This window comes from Aromatoleum tolulyticum (genome assembly GCF_900156155.1).
Lineage (GTDB): Bacteria > Pseudomonadota > Gammaproteobacteria > Burkholderiales > Rhodocyclaceae > Aromatoleum > Aromatoleum tolulyticum.
In genome coordinates this window covers 44656-68006 of the sequence record NZ_FTMD01000018.1, presented here as the reverse complement: position 1 = coordinate 68006, position 23351 = coordinate 44656, and the positions used below count along the sequence as shown (strand labels likewise).

The following is a 23351-nucleotide window of genomic DNA, read 5'->3' as shown; positions in this document are numbered from 1 at the left end:
ATTCTCATCCCGCCCCCCCCGCCGACGCGGCATGGCGCTTCTGCGCTTCCGCCTGCACCCAGCCCTCCACCCAGCCATAACCGCGCCGCTCCAGGTCCTGCGCCAGGTCCGGCCCGCCCGACAGCGCGATCCGTCCCAGCGCGAGCACATGCACGCGATCGGGGCGGATGTAATCGAGCAGGCGCTGGTAGTGCGTCACGAGGATCATCGCACGCTCCGGGCTGCGCATCGCATTGACGCCGTTCGCCACGACCTTCAGCGCATCGATGTCGAGGCCCGAATCGGTCTCGTCGAGGATCGCCAACCGCGGCTCCAGCACGGCCATCTGCAGGATCTCGTTGCGCTTCTTCTCGCCGCCCGAGAATCCCTCGTTCACCGCCCGGTACAGCAGCGCCTCGTCCATGTCCATGAGCTTGAGCTTCCCCTTCACCAGCGCGAGGAAGTCCACCGCGTCGAGTTCGGACTCGCCGCGATGCCGGCGCATCGCGTTCAGCGCCGCCTTCAGCAGGTAGATGTTCGCGACACCGGGAATCTCGACCGGATACTGGAACGCGAGGAAGATGCCTTCGCGCGCGCGCTCCTCCGGCGCCAGCGCCAGCAGGTCGCGCCCCATGTAGCGGATCTCGCCCTGCGTCACGACGTAGCCTTCGCGTCCCGCGAGCACGTGCGCGAGCGTGCTCTTGCCCGAGCCGTTCGGCCCCATGATGGCGTGCACCTCGCCCGCCCGCACTTCCAGATCCAGACCGCGAAGGATGGGCTTGTCATCCACGGTCACATGCAGATTGCGGATCTCAAGCATTAGGCCTCCTCTCGCAGCTACGCCTGCCGTATGGCGTTGAACTCGGCACAGTGAACCTCCCTCCCCTTCAAGGGGAGGGCCGGGGTGGGGATGGGTGGACTCCGAAGCGCCTACAAGAAACCCATCCCCATCCTGTCCTTCCCCTTGAAGGGGAAGGAACCTGCTAATCCTCTCTCTGGATGCATACTCACACCAGATTCCATCAAGGCACGTCACAACTAACCGATGCTTCCCTCCAGACTCACGCCCAGAAGCTTCTGCGCCTCGACCGCGAACTCCATCGGCAGCTGCCTGAACACCTCCTTGCAGAAGCCGGACACGATCAGCGACACCGCATCCTCGGCGGAAATGCCGCGGCTCTGGCAATAGAACAGCTGGTCCTCGCCGATGCGCGAGGTGGACGCCTCGTGCTCGACGCGCGCCGTCGGATTCTTCACCTCGATGTAGGGGAAGGTGTGCGCCGCGCAGCGATCGCCCAGCAGCAGCGAGTCGCACTGCGTGTAGTTGCGCGCGCCGTCCGCGCTCTTCGCGACCTTGACCAGCCCGCGATAGGCGTTGCTGCCGTGTCCCGCCGAGATGCCCTTCGACAGGATCGTGCTCTTCGTGTTGCGCCCCAGGTGAATCATCTTCGTGCCGGTATCGGCCTGCTGCCAGTGGTTCGTCAGCGCCACCGAATGGAACTCGCCGACCGAGTTGTCGCCGCGCAGGATCACGCTCGGATACTTCCACGTGATCGCCGAACCGGTCTCCACCTGGGTCCAAGAGATCTTCGAGTTCGCCTCGCGGCAGTCGCCGCGCTTGGTCACGAAGTTGTAGATGCCGCCCTTGCCGTCCTTGTCGCCCGGATACCAGTTCTGCACCGTCGAATACTTGATCTGCGCCCCTTCGCGCGCGATCAGCTCGACGACCGCCGCGTGCAGCTGGTTCTCGTCGCGCATCGGCGCGGTGCAGCCTTCGAGGTAGCTCACGTAGGCGCCGCGGTCGGCGATGATCAGCGTGCGCTCGAACTGTCCGGTGTTGCGCGCGTTGATGCGGAAGTAGGTGGACAACTCCATCGGGCAGCGCACCCCCGGCGGGATGTAGCAGAACGATCCGTCGGAGAACACCGCCGAATTGAGCGTCGCGAAGAAGTTGTCGGTATAGGGCACGACCGAACCGAGATACTCCTGCACCAGGTCCGGATGGTTGTGCACGGCCTCGGAGAACGAGCAGAAGATGATGCCCAGTTCGCCCAGCTTCTCCTTGAAGGTCGTCGCCACCGACACGCTGTCGAACACCGCATCCACCGCAACGCCGGCGAGCAGCTCGCGCTCCTGCAGCGGCACGCCGAGCTTCTCGTAGGTGCGCAGCAGTTCGGGATCGACCTCGGCGAGGCTCTTCGGCCCGTCCGCCTTGCCGCGCGGCGCCGAGTAATAGACGATCTCCTGGTAGTCGATCGGCGGATGATGCACCGTCGCCCAATGCGGCTCGGTCATCGTGAGCCAGTGGCGGAACGCCTTCAGCCGCCACTCCAGCATGAAGGCCGGCTCCTGCTTCTTCGCCGAGATCGTGCGGATCACGTCCTCGGACAGACCACGGGGGACGGCATCCGCATCCAGCGTGGTGTAGAACCCGTGGCGGTATTCCTGGCTGATCAGCTCGTCGAGTTGCACGGGGCGCTTGCCCATCCTGCGGCCCTCCACGTTCGGAGCGCATCTGCGCTCCCGGCTTTTAGGACCCGGTCACCGGTGTTTCGTTCCTCGCCGCGACGACGCGTCCGGCATGACACGCGCACCCACGAGAACAAATGTCTCGCAAAGTGCCGCCGCATCCAGTCTAATCTCATGTGAAGCACCGGGAATCCGGAACGAATATCTGGATGCAGGAGAACCATCGCGATGCCCGCCATCCCTCCGCTCGAGCCGCAGCAGCTGTGCACCCGCTGCGCCCCCGAGCTCCTCGACTTCAAGACCACCGAATCACTGCCCGGACCCGACGAGATCTTCGGCCAGCACCGCGCCGTCGAGGCCGTGCGTCTGGCACTGGAAATCGACGCCCCCGGCTACAACCTCTTCGTCCTCGGGGAACCGGGCGGCGGACGCCACGCCGCCGTGCGCCGCCTGCTGGAAGCGCACGCCGCCACCCGGCCCTCGCCCGGCGACTGGATCTACATCAACAACTTCGCCGAACCGAACTACCCCCACGCACTGCAGCTGCCGCCGGGACGCGGCACGCAGTTCCGCGACGACATGCAGCAATTCGTCTCCGAACTCGGCCAGGCGATCGCTGCCGGCTTCGACAGCGACGAATACCGCGCGCGCGTCGAATCGATCCAGGAGGAGTTCAAGCAGCGCGAGGAAAGCGCCCTGCGCGCCCTGGGCGACGAAGCGAGCGACAAGGGCATCGCCTTCCTGCGCACGCCGCAGGGCTTCGCCTTCGTACCGATGAAGGGCGAAGAGAGCCTCGACCCCGAGGCCTTCAACGCCCTGCCCGAAGAAGAGCGCGAGCGCATCGGCAAGCTCATCGAAGGCCTGCGCGAAAAGCTGCACAAGCTGCTGCAGCAGTTCCCGCGCCAGCGCCGCGAGATGCAGGCGCGCATCCGCGACGCCAGCCGCGAGACGCTGGAGCTCGCGGTCGGCCACCTCATCGAGGAACTGAAGGAACGCCACGCCGACCTGCCGGCGATCCAGATCTTCCTCGACAAGGTCCTGCGCGACGTCGTCGAGGTCGGCCAGGAACTGCGCGAGCAGGCGGCGAAGAGCGATTCGCCCGGCCCGTCCGAAGGCGGCATCTCGGCGCAGCGCTACCAGGTCAACCTCGTCGTCGATCAGGATGGACGGACAACGGCACCCATCGTGTTCGAGGACCACCCGACCTTTCCCAACCTCGTCGGCCGCGTCGACCAGATCGCCCACATGGGCACGCTCGTCACCAATTTCACGCTGATCCGCGCCGGCGCCCTGCATCGCGCCAACGGCGGCTACCTGATCCTCGACGCCGAAAAACTGCTGACCCAGGCCTATGCGTGGGAAGGCCTCAAGCGCTCGCTGAAGTCCGGACAGGTGCGTATCGAGTCGCTCGCCCAGGTGTTCGGCTGGGTCGGCTCGCTGCCGCTCGAGCCGGATCCGATCCCGCTCTCCGTCAAGGTCGTGCTCATCGGCCTGCGCCGCCACTATTACCTGCTGAAGGCCCTCGACCCGGAGTTCGACGAACTCTTCAAGATCGGCGCCGACTTCGAGGACGTCGTCGAGCGCAATCCCGACAACACGCGCCACTACCTGCGCAAGACCGCGGCACTCGCCCGCCAGCAGGGCCTTCTGACGCTCGAACGCGCCGCCGCCGGCCGCCTCGTCGAATACGCCTCGCGTCTCGCCGAAGACGCCGGCAAGCTGTCGACGCGCACGCGCGAACTCGCCGACCTGCTGCGCGAAGCCGACCACGTCGCACGCGCCGCGGGCCACCCCGCCATGCAACGCGACGACATCGAGGCCGCGCTGGCCGCCCGCATCGAACGTGCCGACCGCCTGCGCGACGCCGTGCACGACGCCGTCCTGCGCGACACGCTGCTGATCTCGACCACCGGCGCCGAAGTGGGCCAGATCAACGGCCTCGCGGTCATCGACCTCGGCGACTTCATGTTCGGCCGCCCCACGCGCATCACCGCAACCGCCCGCCTCGGCGACGGCGACGTCGTCGACATCGAGCGCAAGGCCGAGCTCGGCCGATCCATTCACACCAAGGGCGTAATGATCCTGTCGGCCTGTCTCGCGTCGCGCTACGCGCGGAACCGGCCCCTGTCGCTGTCGGCGAGCCTCGTGTTCGAACAGTCCTACGGTCCGGTCGAAGGCGACAGCGCCTCGCTCGCCGAACTGTGCGCACTGCTGTCCGCATTGTCGGGCGTGCCGATCCGCCAGTCGCTCGCGATCACCGGCTCGATCAACCAGCACGGCAAGGTGCAGGCGATCGGCGGCGTAAACGAAAAGATCGAGGGCTTCTTCGACATCTGCAAGGCGCGCGGACTCACGGGCGACCAGGGCGTCCTGATCCCCTCCTCCAACGTCAAGCACCTGATGCTGCGCGACGACGTCGTGCAGGCGGCCACCGAAGGACGCTTCCACGTCTATCCCGTAACCACCGTCGACGAGGCGATCACGCTCCTCACCGGTGTCGCGGCGGGCGAAGCCGATGCAAAGGGCGCCTATCCGGAAGGCAGCGTGAACCAGCGCATCGAGGCCCGCATCAACGAACTCATCGCCCTGCGCAAGGAATTCGCCGTCGGCAAGCGCAACGCGAAAGGCGACGGCAAGAGCGCGCGGATGCAGGAGCCGAACGGGAGTCTAAAGTAGAGACGTAGAACACCGGAGGAGCACGATGCACAGCCCCGCCGCACCGATCACCCTGCAGCCCGGCGATGCGCTGGTCATCGTCGACGTGCAGAACGACTTCCTCCCCGGCGGCAGCCTCGCCGTACCGCAGGGTGACGAAGTCGTCGCGCCGCTGAACGCACTGATCGCACGCTGCACGCGGCTCCGCCTGCCCGTCGTCGCCACGCGCGACTGGCACCCGCCGGACCACTGTTCGTTCCATGCCCGCGGCGGTCCGTGGCCGCCGCACTGCATCGCCGGGACGCCCGGCGCGGCCTTCGCGCCCGCCCTCGCCCTGCCCGCATCCGCCACCATCGTCTCCAAGGCCGTCACCACCGCGCTCGACGCCTACTCGGGCTTCGGCGGCACCGACCTGCACGACCGGCTGCAGGCCGCGGGCGTGCGCCGCCTGCTGGTCGGCGGCCTCGCGACCGACTACTGCGTCCTGAACACCGTGCGCGACGGCCTCGCCCACGGCTACGACGTGATCCTGCTCACCGACGCGATCCGCGCCGTGGACGTCGCGCCCGGCGACGGCCGGCGCGCCATCGACGACATGACACGCCTCGGCGCACGCACGATCGCGTCCGCCGCCATCGGGGATCCCGCATGACCCCGTCCGCCCCCGCACTGCTCACCGACCTCTACCAGCTCACCATGCTGCAGGCCTATTTCGACGGCGGCATGACGAAGACCGCGTCGTTCGAGTTCTTCGTGCGGCGCCTGCCCGAACAGCGCAACTTCCTGGTCGCGGCCGGCCTCGAGCAGGTCCTCGACTACCTCGAGACCCTGCGCTTCAGCGACGAGGAGCTCGCATGGCTCGCCGGTTGCGGGCGCTTCCACCGCGAGTTCATCGACTGGCTCGCGACGCTGCGCTTCACCGGCGACGTCGACGCGATGCCCGAAGGCACGGTGTTCTTCGCCGACGAGCCCATCCTGCGCGTCACCGCCCCGCTGCCGCAGGCGCAGCTCGTCGAGACCCGCATCATCAACCTGCTGCAGTTTCAGACCATGGTCGCCGCCAAGGCCGCGCGCTGCACCCTCGCCGCGCAGGGCCGCCTGCTCGTCGATTTCGGCCTGCGCCGCGCGCACGGCGCCGAGGCGGGCCTGCTCTCCGCGCGCGCGAGCCATCTCGCCGGCTTCGACGGCACCGCGACGGTCGCCGCCGGCATGCAATGGGGCATCCCGCTCTACGGCACGATGGCCCACTCCTTCATCCAGGCCCACGACGACGAAGCCGCCGCCTTCGAACACTTCGCCCGCTCGCAACCTGCGGCGAACACGATGCTGATCGACACCTACGACACCGAGTCCGCCGCGCGCAAGCTCGCGGATCTCGCCGCCCGCCTCGCGCCCGACGGCATCGCGATCCAGGCCGTGCGCATCGACAGCGGCGACCTCGCCGAACATGCGCGCCGCGTGCGCGCGATCCTCGACGGCGAAGGCCTGCCCAGGGTGCGCATCTTCGTCAGCGGCAATCTCGACGAATACGCCGTGCACGACCTGGTCGCCTCGGGTGCGCCGATCGACGGCTTCGGCGTCGGCACGCGCATGAACACCTCCGCGGACCAGCCCTGGCTCGACTGCGCCTACAAGCTGCAGGAATACGACGGGCAGCCGCGCCGCAAACGCTCGGAAGGCAAGGCGACGTGGCCCGGCCGCAAGCAGGTATACCGGCATCGCGACGCCGACGGCGGCCTCGCCGGCGACCTGCTCACGACCGTGGACGACCCCGCGGACGGAGAACCCCTGCTCGTCCCCGTGATGCGCGCCGGCAAGCGCCTCGCCGCGTCACCACCGCTCGCCGCGGTGCGCGCGCAGGCCGCCGCGAACCTCGCGGCGCTGCCTCCGCGCATGCGGCAGATCGCCCCCGCCGAAGCACCGCCGGTCACCGTTTCCGCTGCGCTGCGCGAGCTCGCGGAAACCGTCGACCGGCGCCTGCAATCCACCTCGCCCGCAGTGCGCTGAGGCGCGCACCCGACCGGAGAACCGATCATGAGCCTGACACTGACCTCGAGCGTCTTCGAACATGGAAAAGCGATGCCGGCCGCGCACACCTGCGACGGCCGCAACATATCGCCCCCGCTCGCGTGGAGCGGCCTTCCGCCGGGCACGCGAAGTCTCGTGCTGATCGTCGACGACCCCGACGCACCCGATCCGGCCGCGCCCAAAATGACGTGGGTACACTGGGTGCTGTACAACATCCCCGCGACCGCAGACGGCCTGCCCGAGGCCGTTGCCGCGGCAGCCCTGCCGCCCGGCACGCTCGAAGGCCTCAACGACTGGAAGCGCACCGGCTACGGCGGCCCCTGCCCGCCTATCGGCCGCCACCGCTACTTCCACAAACTCTACGCGCTGGATACCGTCCTGCCCGACCTCGCGCACCCCACCAAAGCCCGCCTCGAAACGGAAATCCGCGCCCACGTCCTCGCACAGACTGAACTCATCGGCACGTTCGAGCGTCAGTAAGACATCGGAGGGCCGCCCCGTGCGGTCGCTCCGCACTCGAAGGAGGTGATACCGTGAATGCACGATCGATCGTCACGACACTGCTCGCCCTTGCCATGACATTCCCGGCACCGGCAGCGAATGCGCAGGAAACGGCCCTGCAACGGGGCGAATACGAAGGCGTGCCCTACCTCTCCGGCGGCGTGAGTCTCGAAGAGCGCGAACAGCTGTTCTTCACGGCTGCCGACTACAACCTCAAGCTCCTCTTCGCCGAGAAAGGCGGCTCCTACCTGTCCGACACCGAAGTCGTCGTGACGGCCCGCGACGGGCGCAAGGTGCTCGAACTCATTGCACAGGGCCCGTTCGTGTTAGCCCGTCTGCCGGCCGGCGATTACCGCGTCGCGGCAACCAACGCCGGAAAGCAGCAGGTGCGCGAAACCCGCCTTCCCGCCAAGGGCCAGCGGCAAACGGCGTTCTACTGGTAACGGCGGCAGGCTGCGCGGGCCGGTCTCCTGACGCTCAGGACGAGCGGCAGACCTCCTCGAGGACGCGGCGCACCCGCATCATCGCCTCCTGCAGCACCACCTCGATGCTGCTGAACTGGATCCCGGTCTCGCTCGCGCCGCGACCGGCGGCGAAGTTCGCGACCACGTTGATCGCCGCGTAAGGCAGGTTCAGTTCGCGTGCAAGGGCCGCCTCGGGCATGCCCGTCATGCCGACCAGGTCGGCGCCGTCGCGCTCCAGGCGATTGATCTCGGCCGCCGTCTCGAGGCGCGGCCCCTGTGTCGCGGCGTACACGCCGCCGTCGTACATCGCCTCGCCCATCGCCGCCGCGGCCGCGAGGATGCGCTTGCGCAGCGGTTCGTCGTAAGGGTGGGTGAAATCGATGTGATGCACCGCCGATTCGCCGCCCTCGAAATAGGTGCTCTTGCGGCCCCATGTGTAGTCGATGATCTGGTTCGGCACCACCATCGCTCCCGGCCCGAATTCCGGACGGATGCCGCCCACCGACGCGACCGACACGATCGCCGACACCTTCGCATGCTTCAGGGCCCAGATATTGGCCCGGTAGTTCACCTGATGCGGAGGAATCGTGTGGCCGTAGCCGTGGCGCGCCAGGAACACGACCGGCTTTTCTGCCAGCTTGCCGAATGTGAGCGCGCCGGACGGTTCGCCGTAGGGCGTGCGCGCAACTTCGCGGCGGGTGATTTCGAGCGTCGAAAGCTGGGTGAGTCCGGTCCCGCCGATGATCGCGAGCATGAAGCCTGTCTCCTTGAAAAACGGCGCCGATTCTAGCACGCGGCCCGTCTCCGCCCTCGGCCGGAGGGTGGCGGCAGCCCTCCGGTGTGCGCCACCGACAGCCCTGCGGCAGCCCGTCCAGGCATCGCCGCGACGCTCCCGCACCCGACGTCACATGCTGCGACGCCGCACCGCGTGCTAAAATTAAAAACTTTTCAAAGACTTCCGGTCCCAAATGTCCCGCGCCATCCGCAACATCGCCATCATCGCCCACGTCGACCACGGCAAAACCACGCTCGTCGACCAACTCCTGCGCCAATCCGGCACATTCCGCGAGAACCAGCAGGTTTCGGAACGCGTGATGGACTCCAACGACCTGGAGAAGGAGCGCGGCATCACGATTCTCGCCAAGAACTGTGCGGTCCAGTACGGCGACACCCACATCAACATCATCGACACCCCGGGACACGCCGACTTCGGCGGTGAAGTCGAGCGCGTGCTGTCGATGGTCGACGGCGTGCTGCTGCTGGTCGACGCGGTCGAAGGCCCGATGCCGCAGACCCGCTTCGTCACCCGCAAGGCACTCGCGCTGGGCCTCAAGCCCATTGTCGTGATCAACAAGATCGACCGCCCGGGCAGCCGCCCGGACTGGGTCATCAACCACACCTTCGACCTCTTCGACAAGCTCGGCGCGACCGAAGAGCAGCTCGACTTCCCGGTCGTCTACGCCTCCGCATTGAACGGCTACGCGATGCTCGACGCCGCCACGCCGGGCACCGACATGAAGCCGCTGTACGAGGCGATTCTCGAACACGTACCGCAGCCCGAAGTCGATGCAGAGGGTCCGCTGCAACTGCAGGTCTGCTCGCTCGACTACTCGACCTACATCGGCCAGCTCGGCATCGGCCGCATCAAGCGCGGCAGCATCCGTCCGAACCAGGAAGTCGTCGTCATGTACGGCGACGAAAACCGCGGCAAGGCCAAGATCGGCCAGATCCTGACCTTCAAGGGTCTCGAACGCACCCAGGCCGACTACGCCGAAGCGGGCGACATCGTGCTCGTGTCCGGCATCGACCAGGTGAATATCGGTGTCACGATCTGCCATCCGGACTGCCTCGAAGGCATGAAGCCGATCGCCGTCGACGAACCGACGCTGACGATGAACTTCATGGTCAACTCCTCGCCGCTGGCCGGTCGCGAGGGCAAGTTCGTCACCAGCCGCCAGATCCGCGAGCGCCTGGAAAAGGAACTGCTGAAGAACGTCGCGCTGCGCGTCGAATACACCAACGACTCCGACGTGTTCCTGGTCTCCGGCCGCGGCGAACTGCACCTCACCATCCTGCTGGAAAACATGCGCCGCGAAGGCTTCGAACTCGCAGTCGGTCGTCCGCGCGTGGTGTTCCGCGACATCGACGGCGTGAAGTGCGAACCGTACGAAATGCTCACCGTCGACGTCGAGGAAGAGCATCAGGGCGGCGTGATGGAAGAACTCGGTCGCCGCCGCGGCGAACTGCAGGACATGCAGTCCGACGGCAAGGGCCGCACCCGCCTCGAATACCGCATTCCGGCCCGCGGCCTGATCGGCTTCCAGGGCGAATTCCTGACGCTGACGCGCGGCACCGGCCTCGCCAGCCACGTGTTCGACGATTACGGCCCGATGGCCGGCGCGATGGGCGAGCGCCGCAATGGCGTGCTGATCTCGCAGGACGACGGCCAGGCCGTCGCCTACGCGCTGTGGAAGCTGCAGGACCGCGGCCGCATGTTCGTCACGCACAACGACCCGGTGTACGAAGGCATGATCATCGGCATCCACTCGCGCGACAACGACCTCGTCGTGAACCCGATCAAGGGCAAGCAGCTCACCAACGTGCGCGCCTCCGGCACGGACGAGGCGGTGCGCCTGGTCCCGGCGATCCAGCTGACGCTCGAATCCGCGATCGAGTTCATCGCCGACGACGAACTGGTCGAGATCACGCCGAAGTCGATCCGGCTGCGCAAGCGCTACCTCACCGAAAACGAGCGCAAGCGCGCGAACAAGGCCGAAAACGCCTGAGGCTGACCGCGACCACCGGGTTGAATCCGGCGGGGCGACAAAAAAGGCGCTGCATCTGCAGCGCCTTTTTTCATTTCCGACCGCCCATCAGGGCGGTCGGGATTACTTGCGATCCGCCAGATACGCTGCGAAGTCGGTGCCGACTTCCGGATGACGCAAGCCGAGCTCGACGGTCGCCTTCAGATAGCCGAGCTTGGAGCCACAGTCGTAGCGCACGCCCTGGAACTGGTAGGACAGCACCGCCTCTTCCTTGAGCAAGGACGCGATCGCGTCGGTCAGCTGCAGTTCGCCGCCAGCGCCCGGCTTGATCGAGCGCAGGTGGTCGAAGATATGCGGAGTCAGAATATAACGCCCGACCACGGCCTGCGTCGTCGGCGCCTCCTCGGGCTTCGGCTTCTCGACGATGCCGGTCACGCGCTGCACGTCGCCCTGCTGGCTCTCGGTGCTGACGATGCCGTACTGGCGGGTGTCTTCGCGCGGCACGTTCATCGTGCCCAGCACCGAACAGCGGTTGTAGTTGTACACGCCGACCATCTGCTGCATGATCGGCTCGGCGCCGTAGTTGTCCAGCAGGTCATCGGCGAGGATCACCGCGAAAGGCTCGTCGCCGACAACCGGCGCGGCGCACAGCACCGCGTGCCCCAGGCCGAGCGCTTCGGACTGGCGGATGTAGATGCAGTTCACGCCCTTGGGCACCGTCCGCTGCACCAGCGCCAGCAACTCCTTCTTGCCTCGCGCTTCGAGTTCCGTTTCCAGCTCGTAGGCCTTGTCGAAATGGTCCTCGATCGAGCGCTTGGTGCGCCCGGTGATGAAGATCATGTCGGTGATGCCGGCCGCGACCGCCTCTTCGACCGCGTACTGGATCAACGGCTTGTCGACGATCGGCAGCATTTCCTTCGGGCTGGCCTTGGTGGCCGGCAGAAAGCGCGTGCCCATGCCGGCGACCGGGAAGACCGCCTTGGTGACCTTTTTCATTGGATGACTCTCCCTTGTTTCATCGTCTACTTCAGCCCGGCGTCTGGTCCGTGCCATATTCTCAACCTTGTTCGAGCAGGCGTCGCAGTCCATCCTCGTCGAGGACCGCCACGCCCAGTTCTTCCGCCTTCGCAAGCTTGGAACCGGCTTCCGCGCCCGCAACCACGTAATCCGTCTTCTTCGATACCGACCCGCTGACCTTGCCGCCATGCGCTTCGATCAGGGCCTTCGCCTCGTCGCGGCTCATCGTCGGCAGCGTGCCGGTCAACACGAAAACCTTGCCGCTCGCGCTGCCCGTGGCCGGAACCGCGGGCGCGCCTTCTTCCCACGTCACCCCCGCCGCGCGCAACTGCTCGATCACCTCGCGGTTGTGCGCCTCGGCGAAGAAGCCGGCAATGCTCTGCGCGACCACCGGTCCGACGTCGCGCACCTCCAGCAACTGCTCCGGCGTCGCATCCATCAGCACGTCCAGCGAGCCGAAATGCCGCGCCAGATCCTTGGCCGTCGCCTCGCCGACATTGCGGATGCCGAGCGCGAAAATGAAGCGCGCCAGCGTCGTGTGCCGACTTTTCTCGATTGCCGCGAGCAGGTTGGCCGCCGACTTCTCGGCCATGCGCTGCAGGTTCGCCAGTGCCAGCACGCCCAGCTTGTACAGGTCCGCCGGCGTCTTCACGATTCCGGCCTCGACGAGCTGGTCGACCAACTTGTCGCCCAGCCCCTCGATGTCCATCGCGCGCCGTCCGGCGAAATGCAGCAGGGCCTGCTTGCGCTGCGCGGGACAGAACAGCCCGCCCGTGCAGCGTGCGACCACCTCGTCCTCGGCCTTCTCGACATGCGACGCGCACACCGGGCAGCGCGTCGGCATCACGAAGATCCGCTCGCTGCCCGTGCGCCGTTCGACGACCGGACCGACGACCTCCGGTATAACGTCGCCGGCCCGCCGTACGATGACCTGATCTCCGATCAGCACGCCCTTGCGCAGGATTTCCCCTTCGTTGTGCAGGGTCGCGTTGGTCACCGTAACCCCGCCGACGAACACCGGCTTCAGCCTCGCCACCGGCGTCAGCGCGCCGGTGCGGCCGACCTGCACCTCGATGCCGAGGAGCTCGGTGATCTCTTCCTGCGCCGGGTACTTGTGCGCGACCGCCCAGCGCGGCTCGCGCGTGACGAAGCCCAGCTCGCGCTGCAGATCGAAGCGGTTGACCTTGTACACGACCCCGTCGATGTCGTACGGCAGGCTGTCGCGCAGCGCCGCGATGCGGTCGTGGAATTCGCACAGGCCTTCGACACCGGCCGCGACGACGCGATGCTCGCACACCGGCAGGCCGAACGCGGCGAAGGCGTCGAGCAGCTCAGACTGCGTCGGCGGCAGCGACCAGTCGCCGCTCTCTCCCAGCCCGTATGCGTAGAAGGACAACGGGCGCTTCGCGGCGATGCGCGGGTCGAGCTGGCGCACCGCGCCCGCTGCAGTATTGCGCGGATTGATGAACAGCTTTTCGCCGGCCTGCTCCTGACGCGCATTCAGACGTTCGAAATCGTCGCGGCGCATGTAGATCTCGCCGCGCACCTCCAGCAGCGCCGGCGGCCTGCCCGACAGGCGCAGCGGAATCTGGCGGATCGTGCGGACGTTGTGCGTCACGTCCTCGCCGGTCTCGCCGTCGCCGCGCGTCGCCGCGCGCACCAGCATACCGTGCTCGTAGCGCAGGCTGATCGCCAGCCCGTCGAACTTCAACTCGCCGAGGTACTCGACCGGCCCGTCCGCAGGCCCGAGTCCCAGCGCGTTGCGCACGCGCGTGTCGAAGGCGACGACGCCGCCGTTCGTGGTGTCGGTCTCGGTGCGGATCGACAGCATCGGCACCGCATGGCGCACCGGCGCGAGTCCGGACATCGGTGCCCCGCCGACCCGCTGCGTCGGCGAATCGGGCGTTGCCAGTTCCGGAAACTCCCGCTCCAGCACCTCCAGCTCGCGGAACAGCCGGTCGTATTCCGCATCGGGAACCGTCGGCGCGTCGAGCACGTAATACGCGTAATTGTGCGCTTCGAGCTCGCGCCGCAACTGCGCGGCGCGCTCGAACACCTGGACCGAAGCGATCATCAGGCCGAGAACAGGCGCAAGGCCACGGGACCGCCGGCCGGCAGGTCGCCGCTGGCCATCTGCGCCTGGAACTGCTGGATCTGGCTGCGGATCAGCGCGGCCGCCTCCGCGCCGAAGGGGGCACGGTTGTCATCGACCACCGTGCCCTGCAGCGCATCCGCCATCTGCATGGCCTGGCGCATCATGCGCTCGAACGCGAACACGCCGTTGGGCACGCGCGGTACGTCGATCACCAGCGTCAGGCCGCTGGTCGTCAGATCCCGCATTTCCTCCGCGGCGAACAATGCCGGCTCGATATTGCCGAGCGTGAACAGCGTGTTGCCCTCTTCGTCGCGCGCATGGAAGGCGCCATCCGTCGCCAGCGTCATCCCGTGCGATTCGGCCAGCGCACGGATCTTGGTGCCGACGAAGGGCTGGCCGTTGCTGACGACATTGATGCCGATCTGCACGTCCACGCTCGCGCAGAATTTGTCCAGATCGGCCGCGTTGCGCAGCGATTCGCCACGAGCCGGCAGGTCCGCCGGCACCGCGAGGAATTGGTCGGCCACGCGCTGCATGCCCCCGGAGAAGTGCAGGAAATCGTTCTCGCTGATCGGGCCACGACGGTCGACCGTCTGCATCGCCGCGCAGAACCAGTGGAAGGCGCCCGCGCTATGCGCGTCCAGGGGGCGCCACAGGTTTGCGCCATCGTCGAAGGCAAACCAGCGCACCGGCTTGGAAATCCCCGTCAGCTGCTCGCTCTGCGCGGCCCACAGGCGCGGCGCCTCCAGCGGCTCGATCGCCTCGATGCGGATCACGCAGTCGACGCGCTGATCGACGGCATCCGGCACCCCCGGCGTCACCTTGCGCACACCCGAGTCATGTGCCGCCGCGGGCGCACGCCGGTGTTCCGCATCGGTCTCGCCCATCGACGGTTCGACGCGCTCGGAGAGAACGTCGTCCGCAGCGCCGTCCGCCGGTTCGAGCAACACGTCGCGATGGTCCGACCTGAAGGCCTGCTCCGCCTCGCGGCGGTGCTTGCGTTCCTGCCACTTGTTGTAGGCGACGATTCCGACGACCGAAGCCACCCCCAGCGCCGCCAACCCGATCTGCAATTCGTTATCCATCTTCCTTCCCGTTGTCGGTCCCGCCGCATCGCGCAGCGGGCCTCGCAATTCTCTGGGCTTCGCAATCAAACCTTGCCGCAGCGTCACCGTTCCGGCGCGCGGCGGCGCTCATGTTCAGGCCGCTGCCGGCTCCGCCAGGCGCAGCGCCTCTTCCATATCCACTTCCACCACGCGCGAGGCACCCTGTTCCTGCATCGTCACCCCCACGAGCTGCTGCGCGATCTCCATCGTGATCTTGCTGTGGCTGATGAAGATGAACTGTGTCTGTGATGACATGCGCTTCACCATCTGGCAATAACGCTCGGTATTCGTATCGTCCAGCGGCGCGTCGACCTCGTCAAGCATGCAGAATGGCGCAGGATTCAACTGGAACATCGAGAACACCAGCGCAATCGCGGTGAGCGCCTTCTCGCCGCCGGACAGCAGGTGGATCGAGCTGTTCTTCTTACCGGGCGGTTGAGCAACGATCTGGATCCCCGCGTCGAGGATTTCGTCGCCGGTGAGCACCAGCCGCGCCTGCCCGCCGCCGAAGAGCTGCGGGAAGAGCGTGCCGAAATGCTGCGTCACGGTATTGTAGGTGTCCTGCAGCTGCTCGCGCGTCTCGCGGTCGATGCGCCGGATGGCATCCTCCAGCGTCTCGATCGCCTGCGTCAGGTCATCGAACTGCGCGTCGAGATAGCCCTTGCGCTCCTGCGCGCTGCGCAATTCGTCCAGTGCCGCCAGGTTGACCTGGCCCAGTTCCGCGATTTCGCGCGCAAGCCGCCCGACTTCCCGCACCAGCGAGCCCTCGCGCAGGTCCGGCGCGAGCAGGGGCTGCAGCGCCGCCTCGTCAGCCTGCGCCTCGGCCAGCCGCTCGTCGAACTGCGCCGCCGCGAGCTCCGCCGCCTGCACGGCGAGCCGCAGCTCGGCCACCCGTCCGCGAGCGGGCGCCGCCTCCTGCTCGGTGCGCAGACGCAGCTCCTCGGTCTGCCTGAGCCGCATCGCCGCCGTTTCCAGCGCGTCGCGCCGCGCCGCCAGCCCCGCTTCGCGGCTCGCACGCAGCTCCAGCGCCTCCTGCAGCGCGTCGCGGCTGCGACCGCTGTCGGTCGCGTCGAGCTCGTGCCGGCGCGCCTCGACCTCCACCGCGATCCGTTCGAGCTGTTCGCCGGCGAGCTGCAGATTGCGCGCGATGTCTTCGAGCTTGCCCGCGCACTCGCGCTCCGAAAAACGCGCTTCCTGTAGTTCGCGCGCGAGCGCCTGTTCGAGCGAGCGCGTCTCGCGCAGCACGTTGTCGCGCTCCGCCAGCACCTCCAGCGCGCCGTCGAGGCGCTCGCGCTGCAGCTCGGCCAGCTCCGCCGCACGCGCCTGCTCCATCTCCGCGCGGGCGAGGTGTTCGCGTTCGGTGGACTCGAGATGGACGATGTCCTCGAGGTCGCGCGCGAGCTGCGCCCGGCGCTCCTCGGCGCGCTGCCGCGCCTGCGTGAGCTTCAGGAGCTCGACCTGCTCGGCATGCACCTGCTGCTGCGCCGCCTGCAGCTCGCGCCGCAACACGTTGCCGCGTTCCTGCAGCTCGGCCGTCACGCCTTCGGCCGCAATCAGCGCGTCGTGGGCGATATGGGCCTCCATTTCGAGCCCGCGCTGCTGTTCCGCCAGGCCGTCGATCTCGCGCTGGCGCTCCATGACGCCGTGCGTGCGGCTGTCCGGCGCGTAATGCACCAGGGCGTGCCGTGTGAGGATCTGCCCGCGCGGTCCGACGAGGCATTGGTGCGCAGCGAGTTCCCCGCGCCGCTCGACCCACGGCTCCAGGCCGTCGGTGGCCAGGCAACCGCGCAGCCAGTCGGCGACGACCGGCCGAAGCCCTTCGTCCACGAACGAGATCTTGTCCATCAGCGCGAACGTACCGGGCAGCGGCGCAGGCTCGGCGGCGGATTCCACGCCGTCGCCGAAGGCGAGCGCGAAGGATCCCGGCGGCGCGTCGTCGAACATCGCGCGCGCCGCTTCGCTCACGTCGCCGGTCAGCGCCGCCAGCCGCTCGCGCAGCATGGCCTCGACCGCCATTTCCCAGCCCGGCTCGACCCGCAGGTCGCGCCACAGCGGCGGCAGCTCCGCCAGCTTGTGGCGCTTCAACCAGTCACCCAGCTGTCCCTGCGACTGCACCTTGGCCTGCAGCTGCACGAGCGCATCGCGCCGCGCCCGTAGTTCGGTGAGGCGCCGCTGCACCTGCCGTTCATGCTCGAGCGCGGCCTTCAGCGCGGCCTGCGCCTCGGGCAGGCGCATCTGGACCGCAGCGAGCTCCTCCTGATGGCCTTCCTGCGCCTCGCGCAGGGCTTCGAGGCGGGTTTCCTGCTGCGCAACCACGGCCTCGTCCGGCCCTTCGATACCGCCCGATTCACCCGTCAGGCGCCCGCGGCGCTGGTTCAGCGCATCGATCGCGCGTACGGCGCTCGCGCGGTTGGCCTCCTCGACGCGCAGCTGCTGCTCGGTCTGCGCGAGTTCGCGCCGCGCCGCGGCAACCGTGGTATCGGCAGCCTGCCGGGCGGCCTCCGCCTCGGGCAGGCGCTCGCCAATCTCGGCATGGCGCGCCTCGGCCTGCTCGGCGCGCATCGCCGCATTGTCGAGCAGACCGGTCCAGCGCTCGCGCTCCGCCGCCAGCGCCGCCTGGCGCTCCTGCCAGTGTGCCTCGTCGGTCGCGAGCTGCGCGAGCCGCGCCTCCAGCCGCTTGCGCGCGTCGTCGAGGTGGCGCAATTCGGCTTCCAGCCGCGTCACTTCCGCCGACACCGCAAAGAGATCCGACTGCGCGGCGTGCGTGGCCTCGGATGCCTCGAAGTGCCCCGCACGCGCCTCCTCGACGGCGTTCTCGAGCTCCTGCAGGCGGGCGCTGTCGGCCTCCATCTTCGACGACAGCTGATTGAGTTCGCCCTCCACGCGCGCCTGCTCGGCGCGCGCCTCGTTGCGCTTGAGCAGCCACAGCAGCTGCTGGCGCTGCGTGTGCGCGGCGTTCAGGTCGCGGTAGCGCGCGGCGATCTCCGCCTGCACCTCCAGGTGTCCGATACGCTCGCCGAGCTCCATGCGGATGTCGTCGAGTCGGGCGAGGTTGTCGCGCGCGTCGGACAGCCGGCCTTCGGTCTCGCGCCGGCGTTCGCGGTACTTCGTGACGCCCGCGGCCTCCTCGAGAAAGCCGCGCACCTCCTCGGGACGCGCCTCGATGATGCGCGAGATCATGCCCTGCTCGATGATCGCGTAGGCGCGCGGGCCGAGACCGGTACCGAGGAAGAGATCGATGACATCCTTGCGCCGGACCTGGACGTTGTTGAGGAAGTAGGTCGACTCGCCGCTGCGGTCGAGCACGCGCTTGACCGAGATTTCCGCATAGCGCGACCACTGCCCCGCGGCACGGCCCTCGGCGTTGTCGAACACCAGCTCGACGCTCGCGCGCGACACCGGCTTGCGCGTCGTCGAGCCGTTGAAGATCACGTCCTGCATCGACTCGCCGCGCAGCGCGCTCGCGCGCGTCTCGCCCAGCACCCAGCGCACCGCGTCGATGATGTTCGACTTGCCGCAGCCGTTCGGCCCCACCACACCGACGAGATTGCCGGGGGTGAGGACGGTGGTCGGATCGACGAAGGTCTTGAAACCGGCGAGTTTGAGCTTGGAGAGACGCACTTCGTGACGGAGCCGGGTCGAATCGGAACTGGAGTTGGCCGGCCGGGGCCGGCGAAAGCCCGTCATGATACCATCGCGCGCTCAATGCCCTCGCCTTCAGGCACAGGCGCATGCCCATCGAAACAAGCCGAAACAGTCCGCCGTGAATCCGAACCTCGACCGCCTCCAGCCCTATCCTTTCGAAAAACTGCGCGCGCTGCTCGACGGCGTCGTACCCCCGGCCGACCTGAAACTGATCCGCCTGTCGATCGGCGAACCGCAGCACCCGACTCCGCCCTTCATCATGCAGGCGCTCATGGACAACCTGCAGGGGCTCGCGAACTACCCCGCGACGATCGGCGGCGACCCGCTGCGCGTGGCGATCGCCGGCTGGCTGGAACGCCGCTTCGGCCTGCCCAAGGTCGATCCGGCGACCCAGGTGCTGCCGGTCAACGGCTCGCGCGAGGCGCTGTTCGCCTTCGCCCAGGCGGTGATCAACGGCAGCCGCCCCGGCGCCAAGGTGCTGAGCCCGAACCCGTTCTACCAGATCTACGAAGGCGCGGCCCTGCTCGCCGGTGCCGAACCGGTGTTCCTCAACAACCTGCCGGAAAACGGTTTCGGCTCGGATTTCGACAGCATTCCCGAGGCGGTGTGGCGCGACGTCCAGCTCGTGTTCGTATGCTCGCCGGGCAATCCGACCGGCCGCATGCTGTCGCAGGCGGAATGGGCCCGCCTGTTCGAGCTGTCGGACCGCTACGGCTTCGTGATCGCCGCCGACGAATGCTACTCGGAGATCTACTTCGACGACGACGCGCCCCCGGTCGGTGCGATGCAGGCCGCCCACGCCCTCGGGCGCAGCGACTTCCGCAACCTCGTGATGTTCTCCAGCCTGTCCAAGCGCTCGAACGTGCCGGGCATGCGCTCGGGCTTCGTCGCGGGCGATGCCAAGGTGCTGAAGGGCTTCCTGCGTTACCGCACCTACCACGGCTGCGCGATGAGCCTGCCGATCCAGGCCGCCTCGGTCGCTGCGTGGAACGACGAGGCGCACGTCGTCGAGAACCGCCGCATGTACCGCGAGAAGTTCGACCGCGCGATGCCGATCATCGCGAAGCACCTCAAGGTGCAGCGCCCGGACGCCGGTTTCTACCTGTGGGCGCAGACCCCCATCGCCGACACCGAGTTCGCCCGCCGCCTGCAGGCTGCATATAATGTGACGGTTCTGCCGGGCAGCTTCCTCGCCCGGGAATCGAACGGCGTCAATCCGGGCGCCGGGTTCGTGCGAATCGCACTCGTAGCCGAAACGGCAGAATGCGTCGAGGCCGCCGAGCGCATCGCCGCCTTCTGCCAAACTCTTTGAAATACAAACGGAAATCCCCCATGCAAGACCTGCAAAAGATCATTGACGAAGCCTTCGAGAACCGCGCCGGCCTGTCGCCCTCCGCGGCCCCCGTAATCGTGCGCGACGCGGTTGCCACCGTCATCGACGGGCTGGACAGCGGCAAGCTGCGCGTCGCCGAGAAAATCGACGGCAACTGGACCGTCAATCAGTGGATCAAGAAGGCCGTGCTGATCTCGTTCCGCCTGCGCGACAACGAAGTGCAATCGGCCGGCGCGCTGAATTTCTTCGACAAGGTGCCGACCAAGTTCGGCGACTACACCCCCGAGCAGTTCCGCGAAGGCGGCTTCCGCGTCGTGCCGCCCGCGGTCGCGCGCAAGGGCAGCTACATCGGCAAGAACGTCGTGCTGATGCCGTCCTACGTGAACATCGGGGCCTACGTCGATGAAGGCACGATGGTCGACACCTGGGCCACCGTCGGCTCCTGCGCCCAGATCGGCAAGAACGTGCACCTGTCGGGCGGTGTCGGCATCGGCGGCGTGCTCGAACCGGTGCAGGCCGGCCCCGTCATCATCGAGGACAACGTCTTCGTCGGCGCGCGTTCCGAAGTGGTCGAAGGCGTGATCATCGAGGAGAACGCCGTGCTGTCGATGGGCGTCTACATCGGCCAGAGCACCAAGATCTACGACCGCGAGACCGGTGAAGTCTTCTACGGTCGCGTGCCGTCCGGCGCCGTCGTCGTGCCCGGCAGCCTGCCCTCGGCCGACGGCAAGTACAGCCTGTACTGCGCCGTGATCGTCAAGCGCGTCGACGCCCAGACCCGCGCCAAGACCGGCATCAACGAACTGCTGCGCGGCGCCTGATCGCCCGTTCCGGGGCGGCCGTGCAAGGCCGCCCCGACACCGAAGTCCGCCCAACCACGCTCAGGAGAATCTCCGGATGATTTTCGACAAGCTGTTCCAACTGATGGCGGAAAAGCTCGCTTCGGACATCTTCATCTCGGCCGGCGCCCCGATCCACATCAAGATCCAGGGCATCACGATGCCGATCAACCAGCAGGTCATGGACCCCTCCATGATCAAGCGGATGATCTACGAGATGATGAACCCCGAGCAGATCGAGACCTTCGAGCGCGAGAAGGAGCTCAACCTGTCCTTCGGCCGGCGCGACTTCGGCAATTTCCGCGTCAACGTATTCTGGCAGCGCCACAGCATCGGCATCGTGGTGCGCTATATCCAGGGCGAGATCCCCTCGCTCGAATCCCTCGGCCTGCCGCCCGTGCTGTCGGAAGTCGTCACCGAGAAGCGCGGCCTGATCCTCGTGGTCGGAGCGACCGGCTCAGGCAAGTCGACGACGCTCGCGTCGATGATCGACCACCGCAACCGCAACCGCTCCGGCCACATCCTCACGGTCGAGGACCCGATCGAGTACCTGTTCAAGCACCGCAAGTCGGTGGTCAACCAGCGCGAGGTCGGCATCGACACCCTGAGCTGGCACGATGCGCTGCGCAACGCGATGCGCCAGGCGCCGGACTGCATCCTGATCGGCGAAATCCGCGACCGCGAGACGATGCAGGCCGCCCTGTCCTACTCGCAGACCGGCCACCTGTGCCTCGCGACGCTGCATGCAAACAACGCCTACCACGCGCTGAACCGCATCGTTAACTTCTTCCCGCTGGAAAACCGCTCCCTGCTGTATCTCGACCTTGCGGTCGCGCTCAAGTGCATCATCTCCCAGCGTCTCGTGCGCAAACCCGACGGCATGCGCATTCCTGCGGTCGAGATCCTCATGAACACGCGCCACGTCTCCGAACTGGTGGAGCGCGGCGAACTGAACGAGGTCAAGGAAGCGATGCAGCAGAGCCTTGCGCCCGGGTCGCAGACCTTCGAGCAGGACCTGCACCGCCTTTACCGCGACGGCATCATCAGCTTCGAGGAGGCGCTCGCCAACGCCGACTCGCCGACCAACCTCGCGTGGCTGATCAACAACGCGCAGATCAACGCCGCGCCCAGCGCAGAAGGTAGCGACGCACCGCCTTCGGTCGACTTCGAACCCCAGAACAAGAATGCCGACGGCACGTCGTTCAGCGAATTCGCGCTGCACCTCGACGACGGTCCGGCGCACTGAATTCGCCACGCATCCCCAACCCTGACCCCGGGGCGGCATCCGCCGCCCGATGGCAATGACTGACTCCTCCCCGAACGCAACGTTCGCGCTCGCCTGCGAACTCATCTCCCGTCCGTCGGTAACGCCCGAAGACAGCGGCTGCCTGGACCTCATCGCCGCGCGCCTCGCCCCGCTCGGCTTCCGTTTCGAGCGCATCGACACCGGCGGCGTGTGCAACCTGTGGGCGCGCCGCGGCGACACCGGCCCCGTGCTGTGCCTCGCCGGCCACACCGACGTCGTCCCGACCGGCCCGCTCGAATCCTGGACCTCGCCTCCCTTCGCGCCGACCGTGCGTGACGGCCACCTCTACGGCCGCGGCGCTGCCGACATGAAGACCTCGCTGGCCGCCTTCGTCACCGCGATCGAACGTTTTGTCGCCGCCCACGCCGACCACCAGGGCTCGATCGCGCTGCTGTTGACCTCGGATGAGGAAGGCGTCGCGAGCCACGGCACCGTCAAGGTCGTCGAGGCACTGGCGGGGCGCGGCGAAACCCTCGACTACTGCATCGTCGGCGAGCCGACGTCGGTGAAGACCCTCGGCGACATGATCAAGAACGGCCGGCGCGGTTCGCTCTCCGGCACGCTGCGCGTCAAGGGTGTGCAGGGCCACGTCGCCTACCCGCAACTCGCGCGCAACCCGATCCACGAGTTCGCGCCGGCGCTCGCCGAACTCGCCGCGACGCGCTGGGACGAGGGCAACGAATTCTTCCCGCCGACGACCTGGCAGGTCTCCAACATCCACGCCGGTACCGGCGCGAACAACGTGATTCCCGGCGAGTGCGAAGTGCTGTTCAACTTCCGCTTCGCGTCGGTCAGCACCGCCGAGGAGCTCAAGCAGCGCACCCATGCCGTGCTCGACCGCCACGGGCTCGACTACACGCTCGACTGGCACCTCTCCGGCAACCCCTTCCTGACCGGCCGCGGCAGGCTCGTCGAGGCGATCGGCGGCGCGATCCGCGAGACGGTGGGCGTCGAGACGGAGCTGTCGACCAGCGGCGGCACCTCGGACGGGCGCTTCATCGCCGACATCTGCAAGGAAGTCGTCGAGTTCGGGCCCGTCAACGCCACCATCCACAAGCTCGACGAACGCGTCGCCATCGACGCGATCGAACCGCTTTCCCTGATCTACGAACGTACCCTGCGCGCCCTCCTGGCGCGCTGACGAGACCG

General features: G+C 67.5%; 17 protein-coding genes. 10 read left to right on the top strand and 7 right to left on the bottom strand.

Features of this window, described 5'->3' with window-relative positions:
• Positions 1–4: 4 nt before the first annotated feature.
• The gene (gene sufC / locus BW991_RS20835; RefSeq protein ID WP_076604035.1) at positions 5–799 is read right to left on the bottom strand and encodes a Fe-S cluster assembly ATPase SufC; all 795 of its coding nucleotides are present in this window, start codon (positions 797–799) and stop codon (positions 5–7) included.
• Positions 800–1017: 218 nt separating this feature from the next.
• On the bottom strand, positions 1018–2466 hold the full coding sequence (gene sufB, locus BW991_RS20830) for a Fe-S cluster assembly protein SufB (protein ID WP_076604034.1): 1449 nt from the start codon (positions 2464–2466) through the stop codon (positions 1018–1020).
• Between the two features lie 210 nt (positions 2467–2676).
• On the opposite strand from sufB, the gene BW991_RS20825 reads away from it, so the two are divergent.
• From BW991_RS20825 to BW991_RS20805, 5 genes are read left to right on the top strand one after another with little or no spacing between them, the layout of a single operon-like run.
• On the top strand, positions 2677–5124 hold the full coding sequence (locus BW991_RS20825; RefSeq protein ID WP_076604033.1) for a Lon protease family protein: 2448 nt from the start codon (positions 2677–2679) through the stop codon (positions 5122–5124).
• Between the two features lie 25 nt (positions 5125–5149).
• Positions 5150–5755, top strand: a complete 606-nt coding sequence (locus BW991_RS20820) for an isochorismatase family protein (protein ID WP_076604032.1) — start codon at positions 5150–5152, stop codon at positions 5753–5755.
• Positions 5752–7110: a nicotinate phosphoribosyltransferase gene (locus BW991_RS20815; protein WP_076604031.1), complete on the top strand. Its 1359-nt coding sequence runs from the start codon at positions 5752–5754 to the stop codon at positions 7108–7110. Before BW991_RS20820 ends, BW991_RS20815 begins: the two co-directional genes overlap by 4 nt.
• Before the next feature lie 27 nt (positions 7111–7137).
• Positions 7138–7611, top strand: coding sequence for a YbhB/YbcL family Raf kinase inhibitor-like protein (locus tag BW991_RS20810; RefSeq protein WP_076604030.1), 474 nt, complete (start codon positions 7138–7140; stop codon positions 7609–7611).
• A gap of 53 nt (positions 7612–7664) precedes the next feature.
• A complete protein-coding gene (locus BW991_RS20805) occupies positions 7665–8075 on the top strand; it encodes a hypothetical protein (RefSeq protein WP_076604029.1) in 411 nt (136 codons plus the stop codon).
• Positions 8076–8109: 34 nt separating this feature from the next.
• Here the strand turns inward: BW991_RS20805 and BW991_RS20800 are convergent, their stop codons facing one another.
• Complete coding sequence (locus BW991_RS20800) at positions 8110–8850, bottom strand: S-methyl-5'-thioinosine phosphorylase (RefSeq protein ID WP_076604028.1); 741 nt, start codon at positions 8848–8850, stop codon at positions 8110–8112.
• Between the two features lie 214 nt (positions 8851–9064).
• On the opposite strand from BW991_RS20800, the gene typA reads away from it, so the two are divergent.
• Positions 9065–10882 (top strand): translational GTPase TypA, encoded by a 1818-nt coding sequence (gene typA / locus BW991_RS20795; RefSeq protein WP_076604027.1) that lies wholly within the window; start codon positions 9065–9067, stop codon positions 10880–10882.
• A 102-nt stretch (positions 10883–10984) separates the two neighbouring features.
• On the opposite strand, the gene galU is transcribed toward typA, so the two are convergent.
• The 4 genes from galU to smc all read right to left on the bottom strand — a co-directional run bounded on the left by galU (position 10985) and on the right by smc (position 18700).
• A complete protein-coding gene (gene galU, locus BW991_RS20790; RefSeq protein ID WP_076604026.1) occupies positions 10985–11857 on the bottom strand; it encodes a UTP--glucose-1-phosphate uridylyltransferase GalU in 873 nt (290 codons plus the stop codon).
• A gap of 61 nt (positions 11858–11918) precedes the next feature.
• Positions 11919–13952: an NAD-dependent DNA ligase LigA gene (gene ligA / locus BW991_RS20785; RefSeq protein WP_076604025.1), complete on the bottom strand. Its 2034-nt coding sequence runs from the start codon at positions 13950–13952 to the stop codon at positions 11919–11921.
• Positions 13952–15058 (bottom strand): cell division protein ZipA, encoded by a 1107-nt coding sequence (locus BW991_RS20780; RefSeq protein ID WP_076604024.1) that lies wholly within the window; start codon positions 15056–15058, stop codon positions 13952–13954. Before BW991_RS20780 ends, ligA begins: the two co-directional genes overlap by 1 nt.
• Positions 15059–15172: 114 nt before the next feature.
• Positions 15173–18700 (bottom strand): chromosome segregation protein SMC, encoded by a 3528-nt coding sequence (smc, locus tag BW991_RS20775; RefSeq protein WP_076604048.1) that lies wholly within the window; start codon positions 18698–18700, stop codon positions 15173–15175.
• 142 nt (positions 18701–18842) lie between these two features.
• On the opposite strand from smc, the gene dapC reads away from it, so the two are divergent.
• The 4 genes from dapC (at position 18843) to dapE (ending at position 23343) form a co-directional block, all read left to right on the top strand.
• Positions 18843–20036, top strand: coding sequence for a succinyldiaminopimelate transaminase (dapC, locus tag BW991_RS20770; protein WP_076604023.1), 1194 nt, complete (start codon positions 18843–18845; stop codon positions 20034–20036).
• A gap of 20 nt (positions 20037–20056) precedes the next feature.
• On the top strand, positions 20057–20878 hold the full coding sequence (dapD, locus tag BW991_RS20765; protein WP_076604022.1) for a 2,3,4,5-tetrahydropyridine-2,6-dicarboxylate N-succinyltransferase: 822 nt from the start codon (positions 20057–20059) through the stop codon (positions 20876–20878).
• A 76-nt stretch (positions 20879–20954) separates the two neighbouring features.
• Positions 20955–22142, top strand: coding sequence for a PilT/PilU family type 4a pilus ATPase (locus BW991_RS20760; protein ID WP_076604021.1), 1188 nt, complete (start codon positions 20955–20957; stop codon positions 22140–22142).
• Positions 22143–22197: 55 nt separating this feature from the next.
• Positions 22198–23343: a succinyl-diaminopimelate desuccinylase gene (dapE, locus tag BW991_RS20755; RefSeq protein ID WP_076604047.1), complete on the top strand. Its 1146-nt coding sequence runs from the start codon at positions 22198–22200 to the stop codon at positions 23341–23343.
• Positions 23344–23351: the final 8 nt, after the last annotated feature.

What these genes read in the sequence shown, in the direction of transcription:
- sufC (WP_076604035.1), bottom strand. Translation starts at nt 799, where the DNA reads ATGCTTGAGATCCGCAATCTGCATGTGACCGTGGATGACAAGCCCATC.
- sufB (WP_076604034.1), bottom strand. Translation starts at nt 2,466, where the DNA reads ATGGGCAAGCGCCCCGTGCAACTCGACGAGCTGATCAGCCAGGAATAC.
- BW991_RS20825 (WP_076604033.1), top strand. Translation starts at nt 2,677, where the DNA reads ATGCCCGCCATCCCTCCGCTCGAGCCGCAGCAGCTGTGCACCCGCTGC.
- BW991_RS20820 (WP_076604032.1), top strand. Translation starts at nt 5,150, where the DNA reads ATGCACAGCCCCGCCGCACCGATCACCCTGCAGCCCGGCGATGCGCTG.
- BW991_RS20815 (WP_076604031.1), top strand. Translation starts at nt 5,752, where the DNA reads ATGACCCCGTCCGCCCCCGCACTGCTCACCGACCTCTACCAGCTCACC.
- BW991_RS20810 (WP_076604030.1), top strand. Translation starts at nt 7,138, where the DNA reads ATGAGCCTGACACTGACCTCGAGCGTCTTCGAACATGGAAAAGCGATG.
- BW991_RS20800 (WP_076604028.1), bottom strand. Translation starts at nt 8,850, where the DNA reads ATGCTCGCGATCATCGGCGGGACCGGACTCACCCAGCTTTCGACGCTC.
- typA (WP_076604027.1), top strand. Translation starts at nt 9,065, where the DNA reads ATGTCCCGCGCCATCCGCAACATCGCCATCATCGCCCACGTCGACCAC.
- galU (WP_076604026.1), bottom strand. Translation starts at nt 11,857, where the DNA reads ATGAAAAAGGTCACCAAGGCGGTCTTCCCGGTCGCCGGCATGGGCACG.
- ligA (WP_076604025.1), bottom strand. Translation starts at nt 13,952, where the DNA reads ATGATCGCTTCGGTCCAGGTGTTCGAGCGCGCCGCGCAGTTGCGGCGC.
- BW991_RS20780 (WP_076604024.1), bottom strand. Translation starts at nt 15,058, where the DNA reads ATGGATAACGAATTGCAGATCGGGTTGGCGGCGCTGGGGGTGGCTTCG.
- dapD (WP_076604022.1), top strand. Translation starts at nt 20,057, where the DNA reads ATGCAAGACCTGCAAAAGATCATTGACGAAGCCTTCGAGAACCGCGCC.
- BW991_RS20760 (WP_076604021.1), top strand. Translation starts at nt 20,955, where the DNA reads ATGATTTTCGACAAGCTGTTCCAACTGATGGCGGAAAAGCTCGCTTCG.
- dapE (WP_076604047.1), top strand. Translation starts at nt 22,198, where the DNA reads ATGACTGACTCCTCCCCGAACGCAACGTTCGCGCTCGCCTGCGAACTC.